This is a genomic window from Levilactobacillus parabrevis ATCC 53295 (assembly GCF_001434055.1).
In the GTDB taxonomy this organism is placed as follows: domain Bacteria; phylum Bacillota; class Bacilli; order Lactobacillales; family Lactobacillaceae; genus Levilactobacillus; species Levilactobacillus parabrevis.
This window is the reverse complement of sequence record NZ_AZCZ01000034.1, coordinates 1-19,290: the sequence shown is the minus strand read 5'-3', so window position 1 is coordinate 19,290 and position 19,290 is coordinate 1. Positions and strand designations below refer to the sequence as shown.

Here is a 19,290-nt window from a genome sequence, read left to right as displayed (position 1 = left end):
CAGATTGCCCTCCCTTTCAGCAGATTACTGTTGTTGCTTCAACAGTTGCGTGTAGGTCTTCCAGCTACCGTCATAGTGAACGTACCACGTTGGCGTCAGGTTAACGACCTTATCGGATGATGAGGACGTCAGCCATTGATAACCAATCTGAATACTACTGATCTTAGATTTATGATAACCAGCAGCGGTCAACTGGTCAATGACAGCCTGGGTGCCCGGCAACGTAACAGACTTTTTATCCGTCGGCACTGGGACCTGCAAGCTATACAGTGAGAAGTTGTAGCGGCGAACGCCCTGCGAGAGCATCTGAATCCGCGCCGCCCCATAGTTACTCTGGTTAAAGATCGGAAAGCCTTCAACGAAGCTCCGGTAGGTCACCGTTGAATTGCCTGAACTGTAACCGTAATACCGCAGATTTTCCATCGGAATCCCAATGGTCTTGACTGCACTATAACTAGCCTTGAGCGCTTGGCTGAAGCTCAGTGACGCCTGCAAGGCACTGTAATCCTCGAACAACGCGGTTCCCTGCTTATTGTAGACCGTCAGTTGCCGCGAAGCCCCATCACTATAGATGGTATTATCCTTATTCTTCTTGGCCGAAACGTTGGTCGACTCCCCTTTGTTCAGGAGCCGGGTCGTAAAGTAATCGGTCGACTGCTGGTTGACCAAGTAGCTATACGACGGCACGGCCACACGCGACTTGACGTAGGCGGTAGCCGAATCGCTCAGCCACTGCATCTTCACGTTGATCCGAAAGAGGTTTTCCTTCATGATCTTGCGAATTGCCGTAGCGTTCGCCGACTTCACCGCAACCTGATAGACATCTTGGTCCTTATCGTCCAGCAAGTAAATATGGTGATTGTCATTCAACGGCACGACGATCCGAGAAAAGCGCGTCGCATGGCTATTCAGCGTACTACTGAAGACGGTATTAAACATTTTAACGTTAATTGGACTCGCGTAGGATAGCATCAAGCTGCTCTTCCGCGTCAAGTACGTCATGTACTCACGCTTCGAACCAATATTGACCTTGCTGACGCGGCGAAATTCCCATTTAGACAGCGCCTCTCGCAACTCGGTGGTCAGATTAACTTTTCGGTTATTCAGGAGTTCCTGATTCCCGTTGGCATCACTGAAAACCACCTGAGTTGGCAGGTAGACGTCCTTTTGCGGCCGGGTACTCAACTCAGTCGTTGGTGTATTCGAGCTCCGTTGCCGATTCCGCTCGTACTGCGCCGGATTGGTCCAAATCATCGCGGATAGGACCACGCTGACGGTGACCGCAGCGGCCAGTCCTAGTGGTAAGAAGGCTTTAGTTATCTTCATCCCAAAGATCCTCCTCCTCGTACGGCTTGTAAGGCAGGGAAATGTAGAATGTTGATCCCCGGCCTTCGCGACTGTCGACCCAGATTCGGCCACCCAGGAGCTGGACGACTTCTCTGGAAATTGCTAATCCCAGACCAGTCCCACCTTGGGCCCGCGAACGGGCCTTGTCGACCCGGTAGAAGCGATCGAAAATCCGAGGAATATCTGCCCGCGGAATCCCGAGGCCTTGGTCAGAGACGCTGAGAATAACGTTGTTGTGCGTCTCTAACAGCCGACAGGTCACAGTTCCCCCATCTGGAGAGTACTTGATCGCGTTGTTCATTAAGTTATCGAGCACCTGCGTGAACCGATCGGTATCGATTTCAACCCAGAGGTCGCGCTTGGTAAAGTCCCGCTTGATGGTGTAGGTCTTTTCAGGCCGATCATCCTGCTTCAACATCATGTCGAAACGGTCGAGGACGTAGTTAAAGAGCTCATTTAAATTGACCATTTCCAGATCAACCTTTTGTGTCCCAGAATCCATCCGCGACAAGGTTAAGAGGTCATTAATCATCCGAATCATCCGGTCAGTTTCCTCTTGCGTGACCTTCAGGAATTTCGGTGCGATCTCAGGGTCCTTCCAGGCCCCTTCCGACAGGGACTCGATGTAGGCCCGGACACTCGTCAATGGCGTTCGCAGTTCATGCGAAACGTTGGAAACGAATTGCTTCCGGTCCTGATCGATCTTCTGTTGTTCGGTGACGTCATGGAGCACACAGACTAACCCGGAAATAAAGCCAGATTCCCGTTGAATCAACGAGAAGTAAGCTTGCAGAATCAGGTCGTGTTCCTTAGTAGAAAAGTCCAAGACTAAATCGTCCGGGTCTTCCAACAGTTCGCGCAACGTATAGTCGTCACGAATGTCTAAGAGATCCAGAATTGATTTACCCACGGCACTGTCGGTCTCCGTATCCAGGAAACTGGCAGCCGTTTCGTTAATAATTGTGACATTTCCACGCCGATCGGTGGCAATAACCCCATCAGTCATGTGTGACATCACGGAATCCAGCCGGCGGCGTTCGGACTCTGTGGATTCTTGAGCCTCTTCCACCCGCACAGACAGGTTATTGACGGCACTGGCCAATTGGCCCAGTTCATCGGTCCCGTAGACCCGCACGTGCCCGGAGTAATCCCCACGGGCAATCCGGAGCGTTTGTTTCTTCATTTCATCGATTGGTCGGGTAATTGCCCGGGAAATAATGATGGCCATAACCAGGCCCAGTATGATCGCCACAAACGTTGCGGAGACGTAGATCAGCGTGATTTGATTAATATTTTGATAGACCGAATCGAGACTCGACCGCATGTAAATAACCCCGACCAATTCGCTGTTGTTGCCTTGAGCGCGAATCAATCGCGTAATCGTCGTGTAGTAGCGACTATTATTTTGCGAGTTATAGGTCGTGCGGATCACGTCACGGTTGTTATAGATTGAATTCTTAATGTTATTATCGGTGGTTTTTTGGCCAACGATCCCTTGATTATCGACTTCGTTGGTTCCCCGAATGGTCCCCTTGTTGTCAATAACCCGAATTTGGGCGTTGTTGGTGTTGTTAATCTCCGATAAGGTCGATTTAATCTGTTTATCCGCTTTGGTGGTATTCGTCGTCGACAGCTCATCTGACAAGCGGTTCGTGATGTACGTCTGCACCACCTGTTGGGATTTGAACGTGTTTAAGTTTTGACGTTCCAGCTGCCGCACAAAGACGGCACCAACGATCTCCAGCGTTAATAATAGGAGTAGCGCGAAGACCAGCGCGATTTTAAAGTGAATCGACTGGAAAAATTTAATTTTGCTATTCACGAAGTCACATACTCCTCCAATGCGAGATTTAGCGGCAGCCCGCTAGCTTAGGCCTGATCAGAATCAGGGTTACGCAAGTAGTAACCGACACCCCGCCGCGTTACCAACCAGGTTGGATGACTTGGGCTGTCTTCGATCTTTTCACGTAGACGACGTACCGTGACATCCACGGTACGCACGTCTCCAAAGTAATCGTAGCCCCACACCGTTTGTAGCAAATGTTCCCGGGTCATAACCTGACCAATGTGTTGGGCCAAGTAATGAAGCAACTCAAATTCACGGTGGGTCAATTCGATGTTGGAGCCCCGCTTAGAAACAGAGTAGGCTTCAGGATGAATCGTTAAATCACCAATCTCAATGTCTTGATTTTCAGGCTCTTCAGGTTGCGCGTGCGCCGCAGTATTCTGCCGCCGCAAGTTTGCCTTAACCCGTGCGACCAGTTCTCGGTTGGAGAATGGCTTGGTCACATAATCATCGGCTCCTAGTTCTAGACCAAGAACCTTGTCCAGTTCAGAGTCCTTCGCCGTGACCATGATGATTGGCATATCGTGCTTTTTACGGATCTCCCGGGCAACTTCCAACCCATCGACCTTAGGCAACATTAAATCAAGGATCACCAGATCAGGATCGCCGTCCTCAACCTGTTGGATCGCGGCTTCGCCATCATAGGCGACATCCACTTCATAACCCTCTTTTTCCAAATTAAACTTCATAATATCAGTAATAGGCTTTTCATCATCGACAACTAGAATTTTTTTAGGCATAATTAAAAATTTCCTCCTTAAAGGGAAATACAGTCCGATCCGGTAATTGCAGGATTACCGGCAGGCCAGCCATTGGATGTCAAGGTACCATCGTCAACGGGGCCACTACGATTATTGTACGGTTTACGTGTTGCTCGTTTAAAGTCAAGGAATAGTGGATCAGTCATTGTCACTGATCCGGTATTTTTTAGGTGCGCTGACCGGCCTGATAAGGTTCCAGAGTCGGGAAAACAACGCTACCTGAATTATAACACATCGTGAAGTTTCTTTCAGTTCAGAGCCCAAGCGGCGTTAAGGTGGCGTTAAAGAACTATTTCCCGGGAAATATTAAAAAGTATTAGACATATAGATGTATTTTGTCCGATTTTGAATTTTTTATTATTCTCGTCCCCATGAACCCATCCCATTTCGGTCTAAATCCAGCTAAATTCCAAAAAAATTTTTATTTTTTCCAATCGCGTTAGATTCCCGGTAAATTAGGGGATTAGCGCCATAGAATAACCAATTTTTTGAATAAAAATCAACTTTTTTTCAAAAAGGGGTTGCGCCCCCCTAATCCTCATGATATGATAGTTCTCGTTGATATGGAAGACATACAACAGCAACAAATCAATCACATGGGCAGTTAGCTCAGCTGGCAGAGCAACGGACTCTTAATCCGTGGGTCCAGGGTTCGATCCCCTGACTGCCCATAACTACTAATCAGCTTTCACGAAGACATCTTCGTGGTTGCTGATTTTTTTGTGTCTTCAATTTATAAATATCCGTTTTTGTTATGTTTATTCAGTTTGCATTGTTGGCCCAGAACCCAGCTTGCTAGTGGCGGTTCTGCTAGCCATCCATTTTAGCCTTCCCCACATCAATTTGGTACACTTGAAGCATGCCATAACTAAATAGTAGGAGGAGCTTAACATGAACGACCAACCCTTTTCAACGAATATGCTGACCTTGGAGGTTCTCGATGCCATCTGTGACCGATTGGGGATTCGGCCCAGCGCTTTGATTTTTCTCGACCACGATTTTTCTAGCGACGAGATTACCACACTGGAAACCTATTTGACGCAGCGCTCACTCGGCCGCGTTAAGACAACGATGAGCGATCTCACTGCCCAACTTCTCACAGTCAAAACTTTTACCCCAGAAACCGCGCAGACGATCGCTCGTGAGCTTTGCACCGCCTGGCTCCAGGAAGATCGCTACACCCAGATATTAACGCTGGCCTGAGTCCACGCGACATCTACTTTTGTGGTGACGATTATTTTCTCTTTTTACTATGAGAAGATGACCGGCGCCCTTTTTATTTAGCCTTTTATATCCAAGCTATCTGGACTTCTGACAATGAAGGTACTAAAGTAGTTTTGTATCTACATAATCTAATCGACCGGCGTAACCGACCAGTAATTGGCTGCTAACGTCCCGCCATTTTACATAGAGAGGCCTGGTTTTACGATGAAGTACCATTTATTAGGAATATTAAGCTGTCTCGTCCTGCTGGGGAGCGTTCCGGCCGCTGCTGCGACGAAGAAACCCCACCCCCACGACCAAGTACCGCTACGCCACTAAGAAGGCGTCCACTTACACCAAATCCACGAGTAAATACTACCGTTCCATCTGGAGCAAAGCACGGACGGCTTGGAACAAGAAGAAAGTCTTCAAGCGGTCGACCACGAAGAATAAGCAATCGCGGTCGTACGTGACCACCGTCAGCAAGAAGACCGGAATCTGGACTAACGCGACCGGGATGGCCTACAACGGCAAGTCCTTTGATAAGCAGGGCAATCAGACCGGAGCCGGCATGTACCTCAACCGGACTGTGCTGAAGAAATACAAGTACAACAAAGCCCAACGGATCAACGTGGCGATTCATGAGCTCGGCCACGGCATGGGGCTCGGCCACAATACCGCCAAATCCGTCAGCGTTATGGGTCCGACTAACCGGAAATACACGATTCGAAACTGCGATGTTCGTGGCGTTAAGAAGGCCTATTCGACCCCAGCCAAGACGCGTGCCACACTGGCCTCATCTGCCAAACCGGAACTAGAAGTCGACCACATTAAGGACTACTCCAACGGCATTACTGGCATCCAGAATATCAAGCGGACAGCAAGTGTCATCGTCGAGGGTGAGATCATCAAGAGTGTCAGCCATCACAAAGCACCCAAGAACTACTACACGACCCAGACAATGCGGATTGACCATCATTTTAAAGGCAAGACGGGCAAAACCGTCACCTTCACTCAAGGGGGCACCAAGAACATGGCCGTGGCCGAGAGTGAAATTCTGCCTAAGAATGAAGAGATCGTGGTCATGCTGGCCAAAAACGTTAACGGTAACTACTACGTCATCAACGACGGACAAGGGATGTTCGTGGACACTCACAAGAATAATGGGCACGAACTATTTGAACACGTCTCAGATCACAACATTTATACAGAAGATATGCTCCATTAATCAAAATCGGCGACCATGGGAAATTTCCCTAAGTCGCCGATTTTATTGGCTTTAGCACTCTTTTTATAATCGGTTTTGTATACACTTTGACGTATAAAGCGGTTAAACGTTGACTTAATCGTTAAACTTCCGTAGTGTGAAGGCTAAACTAGGAGGCTAACGATGAACAAACTAACCCTAGGTATCTTCGCCGCCGTGATTCTCGTGGGCACTGGCGCTGGCCTAACATTCAAGGCCAGTACAGCCCGTGCCCCCTTCACCGTCACCAAAGTCCAATACAACGGCCACACCCACAAGCTCCTCCTCAAAACGAAGTCGGCCCGCGCTCAGAACCTCAAGGTCACCTATAAAGGAAAAACGATCGCACAATCGGCCCGCGCTGCCAAGCACCACCATTTCAGGGTCAAATTTCACGGCTACGGCACCTTCAAGGTCACTAATGGCCATCTGACCAAGAAAGTCTCCGCCAAGCGTTACGCGACCACTAAGCCAGTTCTCCAGTCTGCTAAGACACCCGCTGGCCAACAAACTTGGCAACCCACGGTCAAAGTTCCGGTACACAGCAAGGTTGTGCTCAAATTCCGGGGGAAAGTCTACCACGCCGACGCACAGGCGAAGCAACAGGTGACCCTTAAAATCCCTGTCAGAACCCGTCTGTCCGATCAGGCCTTCCGCCAGGAACAGGTAACGGTGACCGCCAAACAACCCCACAAGAAGACCAGCAAGCTCCTTCAACGTAAGATTGGTCTCGACTTTCCTGCCTAAACTAAAAACAGCTATCCCTAAAGATAACTGCACCTCACTTCAACGTGAGTGGTAACGCCGAACCGCCTCAAACAGGTCGATCACGGCAAACAGGCTGATGAAGCCACCCACACTCTTTAAAATTAAAAGACCATAACTTAACCAGAATAATTGCCCTTGCGACAAATAATCGATAGTCCCTTTGGCTAAAACCACAGGAACCAGTAAACATAAGAATATTTCCAATAGGTCAACCGTTTGCACAATTTGATCTCGCAAGATTTTTTGAAAACTCACTGCGCAGCCTCCTCCAGGTCGGACCCACCCCATTTGGTCATCAATTTGCCGCCAACTCACGTCAACGTTCCCCCAAATCAACGACCAAAACGGTTCCCCGAGGTCCTCCTTGATTTCATAGTAACACAAACTAATCGCTAGCTGATTAGTTTTCTGATACAACTATTTTTAGGGTTATAAACAAAAAAAGCTGCCCGCATTTTTTGCGGTACAGCTTTCTCAGATAGGGGTTGGATTTCACTTGGTGAGTGGGGCCTCTCGGGGCGAACACTCACGGCTACGATTACTTTGTGATCGTTCATTCACGTGCTAACAAATTACTTCCAGTAGGCATACTTGTACTGTGCATCCGTCATCATCGTGTACTTCAAGCCACCCACTTGGTTTGAAACCAGATGTGCTTTCGCTTGTTGATAGAGCGGAACGAGTCCAGCTTGTTGGGTCACGTACTTGTCGGCTTCCTTCATCAGGTCCCACCGTTGTTGCGTGGTATAGGCAGAGGTGTCGTCAACCTTCTTTAATAAGTTGGTGTAGTGTGCATTGTCCCACTTCGTAAAGTTAACTGGACTGGTTCCGTCAGCCATTTGCAAGAAGTCGGATGGATCCCGCCAACCTGTGTTCCAACCGTCCAAGTCGATATCGAAGTTCCCAGCGGAACCCTTCGCAATCTGTTGCGCCAGAGGCATAGACTTAATGGTCAACTTCAGGCCAGGCATGTACTTTTGCGCCTGTTGTTGCAGGTATTGGGCCGCATGCTTTTGTTCATCAGTATCAGCCGTCAGTAGTTCCAAGTTGGCACCCTTGATACCGAGTTCCTTCTTCGCCTGATTCCACAATTGCGTTGCCTTCTTAGGATTGTAGCTCAACAGGTTACCGACATCTTCAGAGAAGTCCTTGCCGGTAGTTGGATCATCACCATCACCGTAGGGAATTAAGCTTTTGGCTGCGGCCGACCCGTCTTGCAAAACATTCTTGGTCAACGCGTTCCGGTCAATCACGTAGGAGAAGGCTTGCCGTACCTTAGTATTATGCGTAACTGTCTTCTTATCGTTAAATTCCAGGAACCGCATAGAGCTGTTTAGCGTGGTTTTCAGTTCCTTGTTGTTAGCATTTTGTTTGATATATTGACCGGATAACGTTGTCTCTTGAACTTTCCCGGATTTAAATAAACTAGCAGAAGTACTTGGGTCCTTGACCACCTGTACGGCAACTTTATTGATCTTAACGTTCTTAGCATTCCAATAGTGCGTGTTCTTAACGTAGGACCAGCTGTCAGTCGTGCCACTCCAGCCAACTAACTTATAAGCCCCTTCGGACATGGTCTTGGTAGAAGATGTTCCGTACTTGCTCCCATACTTTTTAAAGAGATCCGTCTTCATCGGATATTCAGACGTTGCTAAGATATCGGGTAACCAAGGCTGGGCCTTTGACAGTGTCAACTGCAACGTTGACTTGTCCAGTGCCTTGACGCCCAGTGCAGAGACGGCCTTCTTGCCGGCTTGAACGGCATCGTAGTTCTTCAAGAACTTCAATTTGTTTGCAACTTGTGACTTTGACTTAGGGTTGATCTGCCATTGAAAAGAAGTGACGAAATCCTGAGCCGTTACGGGATCACCATTAGCCCACTTGGCTGCCTTCTTGATTTTGAACGTATAAACGGTTCCGTTCTTCGTAGGCTTGACGACCTTTTCGGCCACGCCAGCGACGACCTTCCCCTGTTCATTTAGGGTATACAGACCTTCTTGCGTCTGCGCGATGATACTAGAACTGTTGGAATCCCCAGAAATTGCTGGGTTAGCTGTGGCCGGATTTCCCACCATGGTAACGTTCAATGCCTTATCATCACTACTCTTGGCCTGCATGGTCCCACAACCTGCTAACGCTGCAATTGCCAATAACCCGAAGCTTAATCCTACTAATTTTTTCATCATCCAATCCCTCATTTCATTCAATTAAAAAGAGCCACTCATCCTCGTTGGTTTCCTCAAACCAACAAGGGCGAATGACTCGCGGTACCACCTTGTTTTATCTCTCATGGAGCTGATCACAGCCAGCTCTCCGTGCGGTAATGGGCACGACCCAGGGGTAACTACTACTTTCATTACCGCGACGCTCCGATGCGCTTCACCCCAACCGTTTGATTCGGCTCCCATCGGCCCGAACTCGCTTGGCAAATTGATTAAGGTTACTCTTCATTGCTTGGTCTCATATATTGATATTAAATTTATCATCATTCATTATAGCTGTCAATACTTTTATAAACATTCATTTTTATGTATATTTTCTGAATATTCGGGTAAAAAAAGAGCTAACCCTTATCCCTGTAGGTTAGCTCTCCTGTATATTTACGTTTAAACACCCAAAAATACATTCAAAATCGTTTAGATATTCATTTTAGTGTTGTGGCTGATTCTGTTGTTGCTGCTGCCGTGTTGGCGACGTAGTCGTTGTTTGGCGACTAACCGTCTTACCTTCTTGGCTTGTTGTGGTCTGCGTCTTAATTTCGACGTGACCGCTCCCCGTTGTGTTCGTCACTTGTACCGCCGTCTGCCCCGATGTGGGCTTTACGACGGAATCCGTAATCGTTGATTGGTTCCGTGGCGGCTGTGCAAACAGCAACAGACCGAACACGAGACCAACGAACAGACCACAAACTCCCCTTATCCGTTTTTTCATGTGTCTTCCCCTATTTCCCTAATAATCCAGATAGTCTCCTATCGTTATTATACACCATTCGTATCAGAACTCATTTAAAAGTTTCCACACGGTGTTGGTTTCCGGTAATGATGACCCCGTTTAGCGCCAAAATCGCCAGGTTTGCGACCGCCGCAATGATAAAAAGTAGCGTGTAGGAGGAATGATCAATGACGATCCCCCCAAATAACGGTCCAACTGCTTTGCCGACCGAAGCCCAGGCGTTGGCCATGCCTTGATACTTCCCCTTGACCGCGACCGGCGTCAAGTTATTGACAATGGCCGGAATGGCTGGAAAGGCCGTCGCTTCCCCCATCGTCAGAACGACCATTGCAATCACGAAGTGTAAGTAATCCTTGGCAAAGATCAAAGTCACAAAGGATACCGCGACGAAGAAGATTCCGGCGTACACCTGCATGTAGAGGTTACTAATGTAGTGGGAGAACCAATTGATCAACGCTTGAAAAACTACAATCAGGCCGGCGTTAAGCGTCCACAACAGGCTGTAATCCTTCATTGGAATCCCCATTCCCGTCATATAAACGGATAAGTTGGACACCCACTGTTCGTACATGATCCAGATGATCACTAGCGAAATAAAGAAGCCCGCCATAATCCGCCGATTGGGCAGGGCGATGTGCACGTGTTGATTTTCCTGTTTAATAACTTGCCGCTGCATCACAGCTGGCGCATGGTAACACAGAATCGCAACGGCCAGAAACAGAACAAACAGGCTCGCCGCAATCCCAAAGAGTAGCGTCACACTGGTATTATAAATGTACCCCACCATTGCCGTTCCCAAGACGACCCCTAGGTTCTGCGCAAAATATAACATATTAAATATGTATCGCCCATCGCGACTATGAATCGTGGTTCCAAGTGAGTTAACCATCGTCAGCGTCCAGCCCGACGCCAACCCCAGGAAGATTAGCGAAATGGGGAACGCCGGCCAATCGTGATTAAAGATCAAACTCCCCAGCGTCAATAGGGAAACGGTAACCCCACCAATCGTCAGGTAGTACGGATTTAGCCGGTCGAATAACCGGCCACCCAACACACTTCCGACCACGTTTGCCAAGGAGTAAAATAGCAAGACGATGCCGACCTCGGTCAGCGAAGTCCCCAACCGATTGTGCATGTAGATGGTGGTCAACGGCCAAATGAAGCTCATACCGATACTGCTGAACAACGCTCCTAGTAACAGCCAGCGGAGCCGAATTTCTTGTTTCATAGTGCTCCTCCTTTCGCAATTTACATGTTAAGCTACATTCTAGCACTAGCCTCCGGGAAATAACTAGCCGTCAATTTACGGAAACCGCTGTCATTTTGATGACCACAAGCTTTATAAAATTTCTTACATAAAAGGAGTTCTCCACATGTCTATCTTATTCATCAACGGTAGTCCACGCCGTCAGGGCAATACCGCCACTCTCGGTGACCGTCTGCTTACCGATATCCCACACACAACACGCCAGCTAGCTGATTACCGACTCAACTTTGAACAGGACCAACGTGAAACTACGCAACTGCAACGCGACCTGACCGATGAATATGAGTCGCTCATGAGCACTTACTTTGCTCCGGCTAGCGACATTGTTCTGGGAACACCCGTTTACTGGTACGGGATGACCGGTCAGCTTAAAGTCTTCATGGATCGGTGGTTCGACAGCTTTAGTCACGACTTTCCCTTTGCCGGCAAGCGCATCTACCTCCTGGTTGTTGGTGCTGACCAGCCCGAAATCAAGGCCACCGGCATTACCCAAGCCATCCATCACTCTTGCGATTGGCTGAAAATGGACTTCTGCGGAACTGGTGTCGTCACCGCCGATGGACCCCAAGACGTGGCTAACCTCGCAATCCTTCCCCCTAGCTGCCAGGCACTACGTCAGCAAATTCAAGCCAACATCAAATAATGTTTCATGTGAAACATTCGCCATCTGAAATAGCCCCGCGCCAGCCAACAACTGGTACGGGGCTTAATTTTAGACAAGAAAAAACCACCGCTCGGGGAAAGCGATGGTCATCGGAGTAGGGGTAACGTCATTATACTAATGACGTTAACTATTTTTTCATTATTCCAGGGGAGGAGGAGTACATGAAAAAAGATTGTTAATCTTTGGTAGAAGCAACCGATTGGTTAACTTCTATAATTCACATAGTAATCTGAAAATATGACGAAAATGTGAACTTTCTAGCACAACCCTATGAATTTTACGGATAAACACTATTTATCTACTTATTTTCGCAAATAAAGTAATAATTGTGGGCCGTAACTTGATTGAAGTCAATTCATTCGGACCAATTTAGCCCGCCCTTTAGTCGCTCTCCATAACCAAGCAGTGTACCTAAAAAAGTGTCCTGAGCGACCATAGCCGCCCAATACACCTCATCAAATTTATTGTTGCCCATCCGGCACGTAGGCCACAGATGAGAATTTATTGAACGATTTTACAAATAGCAATTTGACGGTTCCCCGCGGACCCGACCGGTTCTTCTCAATAATGACTTCAACTTCACCGACGTCCTGATCCCCATCATCACGTGGGTCACTGTCGTTACCGCCACCACCGTCTTCATCACCATCGCGTTCGTAATAATCATCACGATACAGGAAGGAAACAATATCGGCATCTTGTTCGATTGACCCTGATTCACGAATATCGGACAGCACAGGCCGCTTATCTTGCCGTTGTTCCACACCCCGTGAGAGCTGAGACAACGCGATAACGGGTACGTGAAGTTCCTTCGCCAGCTTCTTGAGTTGCCGGGAAATATCGGAAACTTCTTGTTGCCGACTTTCATGGTTGGTTCCTTCAATCAGCTGGAGGTAATCAATCACGATCAACCCTAAGTTACCCTTTTCCTTGGCCAGGCGACGACACTTGGCCCGAATTTCAGTAATCTTGTTCCCGGCCGTATCGTCGATGTAGATGCTGGCCTTGGCCAAACTCCCCATCGCCACGATCAAGTTCTGCCACTCGTCTTCCGAAAGCTGCCCAGTCCGTAAATGGTTAGCGTCGATGGAGCCTTCCGCACAGAGCATCCGGTTGACCAGCGATTCAGCACTCATTTCCAGACTAAAGATCGCCACGGTTTTGTCCGTCTTGGTCCCCACGTTTTGTGCAATATTCAGCGCAAACGCCGTCTTCCCCACGGCAGGCCGCGCGGCGAGAATCATCAACTCATCGTCGTGGAGCCCCGTTGTCATCTTGTCCAGTTCGGCGTATCCCGTCGACAACCCGGTGATGACGTCTCCCTGCTCGGATAACTTGTTAATCTCTTCAAAGGAGTTATTCAACACATCACGAATCGGCTTGAATCCCGATTGGTTACGTGTCTCCGCCACACTCATGATGTCCCGTTCGGCGTTATCTAACAGGTCTGAGACGTCCTCATCCTGCTGATAGCCTTGCGTGGCAATATTCGTTGCCGTTTGGATCAGACGCCGTAAAATAGCCTTTTCTTGGACGATTTTGGCATAGTAAGTGGCATTGGCGGCCGTTGGCACGGCCCCCGCCAGTTCAGCGATATAAGTGATACCCCCGACATCGTCCAGTTCGTTTTTCGCCGTCAACCGGTCCGTAATGGTCACCACATCAATGGCTTCATCACGGTCGTTGAGATCGATCATGGCTTGAAATATAATTTGATGTTCCCGGCGGTAGAAGTCCTCCGGCGCCAGGTATTCCAACGCATCCACCAACGCGTCGGTACTCAAAAAGATCGCCCCGAGGACGGCCTTTTCGGCATCGAGGTTTTGTGGTGGTGTGTGGTCTGTTAGTACGTTATTATCCATGCTTAACTATTTACCTCTTCACTGGCCTCTTCAACATTAATCAGACACTTATTCTACCATGTAATCGGTCGCCAGGTAAACTCAGCTGGCTGACTCATTTCTGCTTAGATTCTACTATGAATCATACACTAATTTTCCCGTCCAGCGGTACCTAAATGCCTCGCTCCAAATGACGGTAGCAAAAAACCGCCAGTAACACGGCGGTTTTCAATGACTTATTTATTTTTGCTTCGCTGCCACGTGCACGCGAATCTTGGCGGTCACGTCCGTGTGAAGCTTGACCGGCACGTTGGTGTAGCCCAACGAACGGATTGGTTCTGGCAATTCAACTTTACGCTTATCAATCTTCAAATCGAACTGCTTTTGCAAAGCTTGGACGATTTGTTTGCTTGGAATGGACCCAAACAACCGACCATCTTCGCCGGCCTTGGCTACGATTTCGACAACCGTCTTGTCGTTTTCCAAGTGCTTTTGCAGTTCCTGGGCTTCGGCTAAGTTTTCAGCCTCACGCCGTTCCTCTGCCTTGCGTTCACCCTTTAACTGGCTCATCGCAGCTTGATTGGCTTCCTTAGCCAACCCGCGTTTGATCAGGAAGTTTTGGGCGTAGCCATCGGGAACATTCTTGATTTCACCGCGCTTACCTTTACCGCGGACATCTTTCATAAAAATGACTTTCACGTCGGTCACTCCTCACTCATCATTCAATATTGATACTTCTAATCCTACGCCGAAACGTCGCTAGAAGCAATTAACTACGTGGTTGCCGGCTCCGGTTCATCAGAGTGGGTCAAAATATCCAGCAACTGCTGCTTAACCTCGGCCACGGACTTGTCGCTGATCTGGGTTGCGGCGTTGGATAAATGACCCCCGCCACCCATGTCTTCCATGACCAGTTGAACGTTGATCTCACCCAACGACCGTGCGGAAATTCCCACGCGACCATCTGCCCGGCGCGTAATAACAAACGACGCATCCACGCCGGACATGTTCAACAGGTCATCGGACGCCTGAGCTGCCGTGACGGGATCGTAGGTTTGATCCTCCTCACCAGCAATTAAGGCCATGTCTTCATTGACGAACTCAACCATTTCAATTAAGTGGTTCCGTTGTAGATAACTGTCGACATTTTCCTTCATATACTGCTGCATCTCGATTGAATCGGCTCCGGCAGACCGCAAGTAACTCGCAGCATCAAACGTCCGGGTCCCGGTCCGTAACGAGAAGTGCTTGGTGTCCACGAAGATCCCAGTCAACATTGCCGTTGCTTCCAGCTTATTGATGGGTTCCCCTTCTTGGGACTGGTACTCAAACATTTCGGTAATTAACTCACACGTCGAGCTAGCATAGGGTTCAATGTAGACCAACAGTGGGTTCTCGGGGAACTCTTCACCCCGCCGGTGATGGTCAATGATCATCACCCGGTTTTCCAACCGATGATAGAGATCCGCCGAAATGGAAATTGATGGCTTCGAGTGGTCGACCATCAGCAACATGCTCTGCGCCGTGGTCTTTTCCAAGGCCTCTTGCGGCGAAATGATTGCGGCATCGATGTCGGGATACTTCTTCAGATTATCCAACAACCGTTGGACATCCGAATGGACGGTTTCCTTGTCCAACACAATCCAACAGGTCTTGTGATTCATCTTGGCAATCCGGCGAATCCCCAGGCAAGCGCCCAGCGAATCCATATCCGGTTGCGTATGACCCTGAACGAAGATCTGATCGGATTCATTCATTAGTTCTTGTAGCGCTTGTGAAATCATCCGGGCTCTGACCCGCGTTCGTTTCTCCATCGGATTGGTCTTACCGCCATAGTAACGTGCTTCTTGATCAGCAGCCTTGACCACAACTTGGTCCCCACCCCGGCCGAGGGCTAAGTCCAGATTACTCTGCGCTTGGTCCGCCAGCTTATTCAGGTTAGGGTCACCATAAGCAATCCCGATACTCAGAGTCAACGGGAAGTTCTGCTTCGACGTTGTCTCCCGGATGGTATCCAGGATTTTAAACTTATCGGCTTCGATGGCCGCCAACGACTTAGCGTAGGCCAAAACGAAGTAGTGGTCATCATCCAGTTGCTTTAAGTACATATCGAACTGTTGCACCCACGAAGATAACTCATTGGTCACGTAGTTTCGCAAGTTGGAAATATCCTGATCGGTCATCGACTGAGTTACTTCATCATAATTATCCAAGAAGACTTGGCCAATGGCGATCTTCTCATTATCATACTGTTCTTGAATCAACTGGTAATGCGTGATGTCGTAGAGGTAAACGGCATGAAAATCCGGCTCCACAAACAACGTAAAACGGTTATCGCGCCATTTCACAGTCGTCATCGTCTTGGGTTCGGCATCGTTGATCAATTTGGCAAGCTCTGCATCCACATCATTGATCGACCGACTCAACACGTCGGTATCGCCGAAATAGTTCTGCAGATACGGATTGACCCATTCTACCTGATCGCTGTCGCCCAGAATCATAACACCGGGTGGCATCCGCAACAGAGCCTCTTGCTCGCCCTGCTGAATCCGAAATGACAGGTCGGAAATGTACTGCGTCGTGTCGTCACCGATCTCCGCCATGGTGTTGAACACCATCAACGTGGCGATTCCCACCAGGATTAAGATGATCACGCCAAAGATCCAGTTCAACAGAAACGACAGGACAATTCCAAGAATGGCCAGAGCAGCCGTCATGATAGCGATACCGCGTAGACGCCGGTTCTGTAAGAACTCGGGTATGTTGGATCGCGAAAATAATTTTTTCATTTTGCTCCTCATCTGATTCATCTGGAAAAATTCGTTTTGGTCACCACTTCACGGGCTTCCCGCGGGGGAACCAAAAAGTTACAAATAATACCTATATTTTATCACACTCCGGGGTAATCACAAAACTTACCTGTGGTACAGAATCCCGGCATGGCGGGCCTGCTTACTATTTTCAAGCTGATAAGGCTTGAATTTCGGCAATTTTTATAAAGCGCTAACAATTTTCCTAAATGCCTTGACCTTGACGCCACGGCAACCTCTATAGTAAGTTCTAAGCAAGAACGGAGGTGGTCACGATGACCTACAGCATTCAACAACTAGCGCAACTCGCCGGCGTTAGTCCGCGCACACTGCGCTACTACGACCAAATCGACCTGTTACCCGCGCAACGAAATCCGGTGAATGGGTACCGTGAGTATCACGTTGAAGCGGTCGATCAGCTTCAGTTGATTCGTTACTTTCAGGAGTTTGGTTTCAGTCTAGCGCAGATTCAAACCTTACTCGCTCAGTCCCCTGCCGAACAAACGGCGGCACTCACCGCGCAACGGCGTCAGCTAATTGCCAATCGTGACCACCTCACGACCCTGCTGAATACTTTGGACCGCACACTAGCGGCCCGCAACGGAGGTCCCAAAATGACAGATACGGAAAAATTTGCTGCCTTTAAGCAGCAACAACTCACCCAAAACGAACAAGAATTCGGTGAAGAATCACGTAAACGCTACGGCCAAACGGAATTCACCGCTAGTCAGAAAAAGTTTGCTGGTCTTACTGAAGCTGACTATCAAGCGATGCAAACGACGGAAGAAAAGCTGGTTACCAAGCTTAAAGCCGTCGCGACCACGAGTGATCTGACCAGCAACACCGCCCGCGAAGTCTATGATTTGCATCGGCAGTGGTTGTGTTTCACGTGGAACAATTACTCAGCTGAGGCCCACCGGGGGCTGGCCCAAATGTACCTTAACGATGACCGTTTTGCCCGGTATTACAACGACCGAGTGGGCCTAGCTAATGCGACCGAAACGCTGGTGGCAATTATTCAGCGTTATGCGCACTAATCTACTAAAATTGACTTTAATTTCAGCAAAGATAGCGCGTGTGTTACGATAATTATGCGCAACAAAGAGGTAACACAAGTCAAAAACAGCTAACACACTGGAAGTAATCAAATTGAAATCAGGCTTTGGTCAACGATGGACCCGTGAGCTCAAACGACAATATAATCCCAAATCGGTCCGCCGTTTGTTAGTCCTTATGCTAGTACTTCTAGTGGTCGCATTACTCTTCGGTGTCTTAGGATATGCAACGTTTGCTTTCGGTTGTCTAACCTTCGATTTCTTTCTATTTGCTGACTACCTGACCAACGTATTGGCTAGGCATAACATTCACATCATCTTCAGCCTTCTATTGGGAACCCTGGGTGCTGCTGTTGCTTACGATATCGCCGGTCTGTTCCTCATGTTTTTAAGCAAGTAGTACCAAGGTCTCACAAAAAGGGTAGAACCATCCTTAACGGGTGTTTCTACCCTTTCGTTTTAATTCCAAGCAGCCCTATTATTGTCAACCACGCCCGTTTAAAAACGGACGCTTGTGAGAACCACACCCCATGGCACGGCGACCACAATTTACTTAGATACAGCGCTAGCCTATGAATAGGACTTATCCGCTAATTACCAAAGCCTTTTAGGTCCGCAGGTTGCCAGACGGACTCATTTCTTATAGGGTTGCTAAACCCTTAGCTAATATATTTTTTGCCGCGTTATGATCACGGACATGGAATACCCCACAACTAGGACACGTCCACTTGCGATCAGCCAACGTCAACTTGTTTTTACCGGTCATGATGTACCCACAATGGCTACAAGTTTGCGTGGTATTTCGGGGATTGACAGTCAAAAATTTCCGACCATACAGATCAGCTTTATAAGCCAACATACCCAGTAATGTTCGCCAGCCAACATCCGCGATACTCATTGCCAGAGCGTGATTCCGTAACATATTTTTACTCCGCAGTTCTTCAGCTACGACTAAATCGTGGTTTTTGATCAAGGTCGTAGAGATGTGGTGCAGGAAGTTCTTGCGTTGATTAGCAACTTTAAGCTGTAATTTAACCACTAGTAACCGTTGCTTTTGATAATTCTTTGATTCTGATAGCCGTCGTTGACTCTTTTTAGCTCGTCTGGCTCGCCGTGACAATTTGCGTTGGGCTTTAGCCAGCGTTCCCTTAATCATCCGGTAATAGCGTGGATTAGCAATCACCTGTCCATTGGAGTCCGTCAAAAAGTTATCAAGATTTAGATCAATCCCAGCCTTAGATTTCGCAACTCTTTGTTTGCCAACGAAAGGTTGTGCCGATCCAAGCTGCAGGGACACAAAGTAGTGACCCACAGCATCCATTGAGACCGTTGTCGTGCCAACTCTGACGTTATCGGCACGTGATAAAAGTTTTGATGGAAAACCCTTGAAACGGAGCCGTCCCAGCTTTGGTAGCCATAAGTGGTGGAAATCAGTTAACCTAACACTCCCATTGTTCATCGCTGGTGTCATCACCTTAACACCATAGAGACAAGATGTCTGGTAGGTCTGAGTATAACCACGTTTATGAA

At 48.4% G+C, this 19,290-nt stretch carries 17 protein-coding genes and 1 tRNA gene; 7 read left to right on the top strand and 11 right to left on the bottom strand.

Annotated features, from left to right (window positions below):
- Positions 1–24: 24 nt before the first annotated feature.
- From FD07_RS09305 to yycF, 3 genes are read right to left on the bottom strand one after another with little or no spacing between them, the layout of a single operon-like run.
- On the bottom strand, positions 25–1,326 hold the full coding sequence (locus FD07_RS09305; protein WP_020090074.1) for a YycH family regulatory protein: 1,302 nt from the start codon (positions 1,324–1,326) through the stop codon (positions 25–27).
- A complete protein-coding gene (gene walK, locus FD07_RS09300; RefSeq protein ID WP_020090073.1) occupies positions 1,313–3,169 on the bottom strand; it encodes a cell wall metabolism sensor histidine kinase WalK in 1,857 nt (618 codons plus the stop codon). The genes FD07_RS09305 and walK overlap by 14 nt, the downstream gene beginning before the upstream one ends.
- 47 nt (positions 3,170–3,216) lie before the next feature.
- Positions 3,217–3,933: a response regulator YycF gene (gene yycF, locus FD07_RS09295; RefSeq protein WP_020090072.1), complete on the bottom strand. Its 717-nt coding sequence runs from the start codon at positions 3,931–3,933 to the stop codon at positions 3,217–3,219.
- Positions 3,934–4,552: 619 nt separating this feature from the next.
- Between yycF and FD07_RS09290 the strand changes: the two genes are divergently transcribed.
- The 4 genes from FD07_RS09290 to FD07_RS09275 all read left to right on the top strand — a co-directional run bounded on the left by FD07_RS09290 (position 4,553) and on the right by FD07_RS09275 (position 7,150).
- Positions 4,553–4,625, top strand: a tRNA-Lys gene (locus FD07_RS09290).
- A 220-nt stretch (positions 4,626–4,845) separates the two neighbouring features.
- Complete coding sequence (locus FD07_RS09285) at positions 4,846–5,157, top strand: hypothetical protein (RefSeq protein WP_020090070.1); 312 nt, start codon at positions 4,846–4,848, stop codon at positions 5,155–5,157.
- Positions 5,158–5,443: 286 nt separating this feature from the next.
- Positions 5,444–6,385, top strand: a complete 942-nt coding sequence (locus FD07_RS09280; protein ID WP_309299729.1) for a matrixin family metalloprotease — start codon at positions 5,444–5,446, stop codon at positions 6,383–6,385.
- 162 nt (positions 6,386–6,547) lie between these two features.
- On the top strand, positions 6,548–7,150 hold the full coding sequence (locus tag FD07_RS09275; protein WP_020090068.1) for a hypothetical protein: 603 nt from the start codon (positions 6,548–6,550) through the stop codon (positions 7,148–7,150).
- Between the two features lie 39 nt (positions 7,151–7,189).
- On the opposite strand, the gene FD07_RS09270 is transcribed toward FD07_RS09275, so the two are convergent.
- From FD07_RS09270 to FD07_RS09255, 4 genes are all read right to left on the bottom strand, one after another.
- Positions 7,190–7,426, bottom strand: coding sequence for a hypothetical protein (locus tag FD07_RS09270; RefSeq protein WP_020090067.1), 237 nt, complete (start codon positions 7,424–7,426; stop codon positions 7,190–7,192).
- Positions 7,427–7,743: 317 nt separating this feature from the next.
- Complete coding sequence (locus FD07_RS09265; RefSeq protein WP_027826025.1) at positions 7,744–9,354, bottom strand: peptide ABC transporter substrate-binding protein; 1,611 nt, start codon at positions 9,352–9,354, stop codon at positions 7,744–7,746.
- A gap of 466 nt (positions 9,355–9,820) precedes the next feature.
- Positions 9,821–10,102 (bottom strand): hypothetical protein, encoded by a 282-nt coding sequence (locus tag FD07_RS09260; protein WP_027826024.1) that lies wholly within the window; start codon positions 10,100–10,102, stop codon positions 9,821–9,823.
- 70 nt (positions 10,103–10,172) lie between these two features.
- Positions 10,173–11,351: an MDR family MFS transporter gene (locus FD07_RS09255; protein ID WP_020090064.1), complete on the bottom strand. Its 1,179-nt coding sequence runs from the start codon at positions 11,349–11,351 to the stop codon at positions 10,173–10,175.
- Between the two features lie 145 nt (positions 11,352–11,496).
- Here FD07_RS09255 and FD07_RS09250 point away from each other — a divergent pair, with 145 nt between their 5' ends.
- Positions 11,497–12,033, top strand: coding sequence for a flavodoxin family protein (locus FD07_RS09250; RefSeq protein WP_020090063.1), 537 nt, complete (start codon positions 11,497–11,499; stop codon positions 12,031–12,033).
- Positions 12,034–12,515: 482 nt separating this feature from the next.
- Here the strand turns inward: FD07_RS09250 and dnaB are convergent, their stop codons facing one another.
- From dnaB to FD07_RS09235, 3 genes are all read right to left on the bottom strand, one after another.
- The gene (gene dnaB, locus FD07_RS09245; protein ID WP_020090062.1) at positions 12,516–13,916 is read right to left on the bottom strand and encodes a replicative DNA helicase; all 1,401 of its coding nucleotides are present in this window, start codon (positions 13,914–13,916) and stop codon (positions 12,516–12,518) included.
- Between the two features lie 219 nt (positions 13,917–14,135).
- Complete coding sequence (rplI, locus tag FD07_RS09240; RefSeq protein ID WP_020090061.1) at positions 14,136–14,594, bottom strand: 50S ribosomal protein L9; 459 nt, start codon at positions 14,592–14,594, stop codon at positions 14,136–14,138.
- A 74-nt stretch (positions 14,595–14,668) separates the two neighbouring features.
- A complete protein-coding gene (locus tag FD07_RS09235; protein WP_020090060.1) occupies positions 14,669–16,684 on the bottom strand; it encodes a DHH family phosphoesterase in 2,016 nt (671 codons plus the stop codon).
- Between the two features lie 296 nt (positions 16,685–16,980).
- On the opposite strand from FD07_RS09235, the gene FD07_RS09230 reads away from it, so the two are divergent.
- Complete coding sequence (locus FD07_RS09230; protein ID WP_020090059.1) at positions 16,981–17,742, top strand: MerR family transcriptional regulator; 762 nt, start codon at positions 16,981–16,983, stop codon at positions 17,740–17,742.
- 112 nt (positions 17,743–17,854) lie between these two features.
- Positions 17,855–18,160: a hypothetical protein gene (locus FD07_RS09225; protein WP_020090058.1), complete on the top strand. Its 306-nt coding sequence runs from the start codon at positions 17,855–17,857 to the stop codon at positions 18,158–18,160.
- A 240-nt stretch (positions 18,161–18,400) separates the two neighbouring features.
- Here the strand turns inward: FD07_RS09225 and FD07_RS09220 are convergent.
- Positions 18,401–19,290, bottom strand: an 890-nt coding sequence (locus FD07_RS09220) for an RNA-guided endonuclease InsQ/TnpB family protein (RefSeq protein ID WP_057161941.1), incomplete at its 5' end; no start/stop codon positions are given.

Excerpts from the sequence above, each read along its gene's own strand:
- FD07_RS09305 (WP_020090074.1), bottom strand. The coding sequence starts at position 1,326 with ATGAAGATAACTAAAGCCTTCTTACCACTAGGACTGGCCGCTGCGGTC.
- yycF (WP_020090072.1), bottom strand. The coding sequence starts at position 3,933 with ATGCCTAAAAAAATTCTAGTTGTCGATGATGAAAAGCCTATTACTGAT.
- FD07_RS09285 (WP_020090070.1), top strand. The coding sequence starts at position 4,846 with ATGAACGACCAACCCTTTTCAACGAATATGCTGACCTTGGAGGTTCTC.
- FD07_RS09275 (WP_020090068.1), top strand. The coding sequence starts at position 6,548 with ATGAACAAACTAACCCTAGGTATCTTCGCCGCCGTGATTCTCGTGGGC.
- FD07_RS09265 (WP_027826025.1), bottom strand. The coding sequence starts at position 9,354 with ATGAAAAAATTAGTAGGATTAAGCTTCGGGTTATTGGCAATTGCAGCG.
- FD07_RS09260 (WP_027826024.1), bottom strand. The coding sequence starts at position 10,102 with ATGAAAAAACGGATAAGGGGAGTTTGTGGTCTGTTCGTTGGTCTCGTG.
- FD07_RS09255 (WP_020090064.1), bottom strand. The coding sequence starts at position 11,351 with ATGAAACAAGAAATTCGGCTCCGCTGGCTGTTACTAGGAGCGTTGTTC.
- FD07_RS09250 (WP_020090063.1), top strand. The coding sequence starts at position 11,497 with ATGTCTATCTTATTCATCAACGGTAGTCCACGCCGTCAGGGCAATACC.
- dnaB (WP_020090062.1), bottom strand. The coding sequence starts at position 13,916 with ATGGATAATAACGTACTAACAGACCACACACCACCACAAAACCTCGAT.
- FD07_RS09235 (WP_020090060.1), bottom strand. The coding sequence starts at position 16,684 with ATGAAAAAATTATTTTCGCGATCCAACATACCCGAGTTCTTACAGAAC.
- FD07_RS09230 (WP_020090059.1), top strand. The coding sequence starts at position 16,981 with ATGACCTACAGCATTCAACAACTAGCGCAACTCGCCGGCGTTAGTCCG.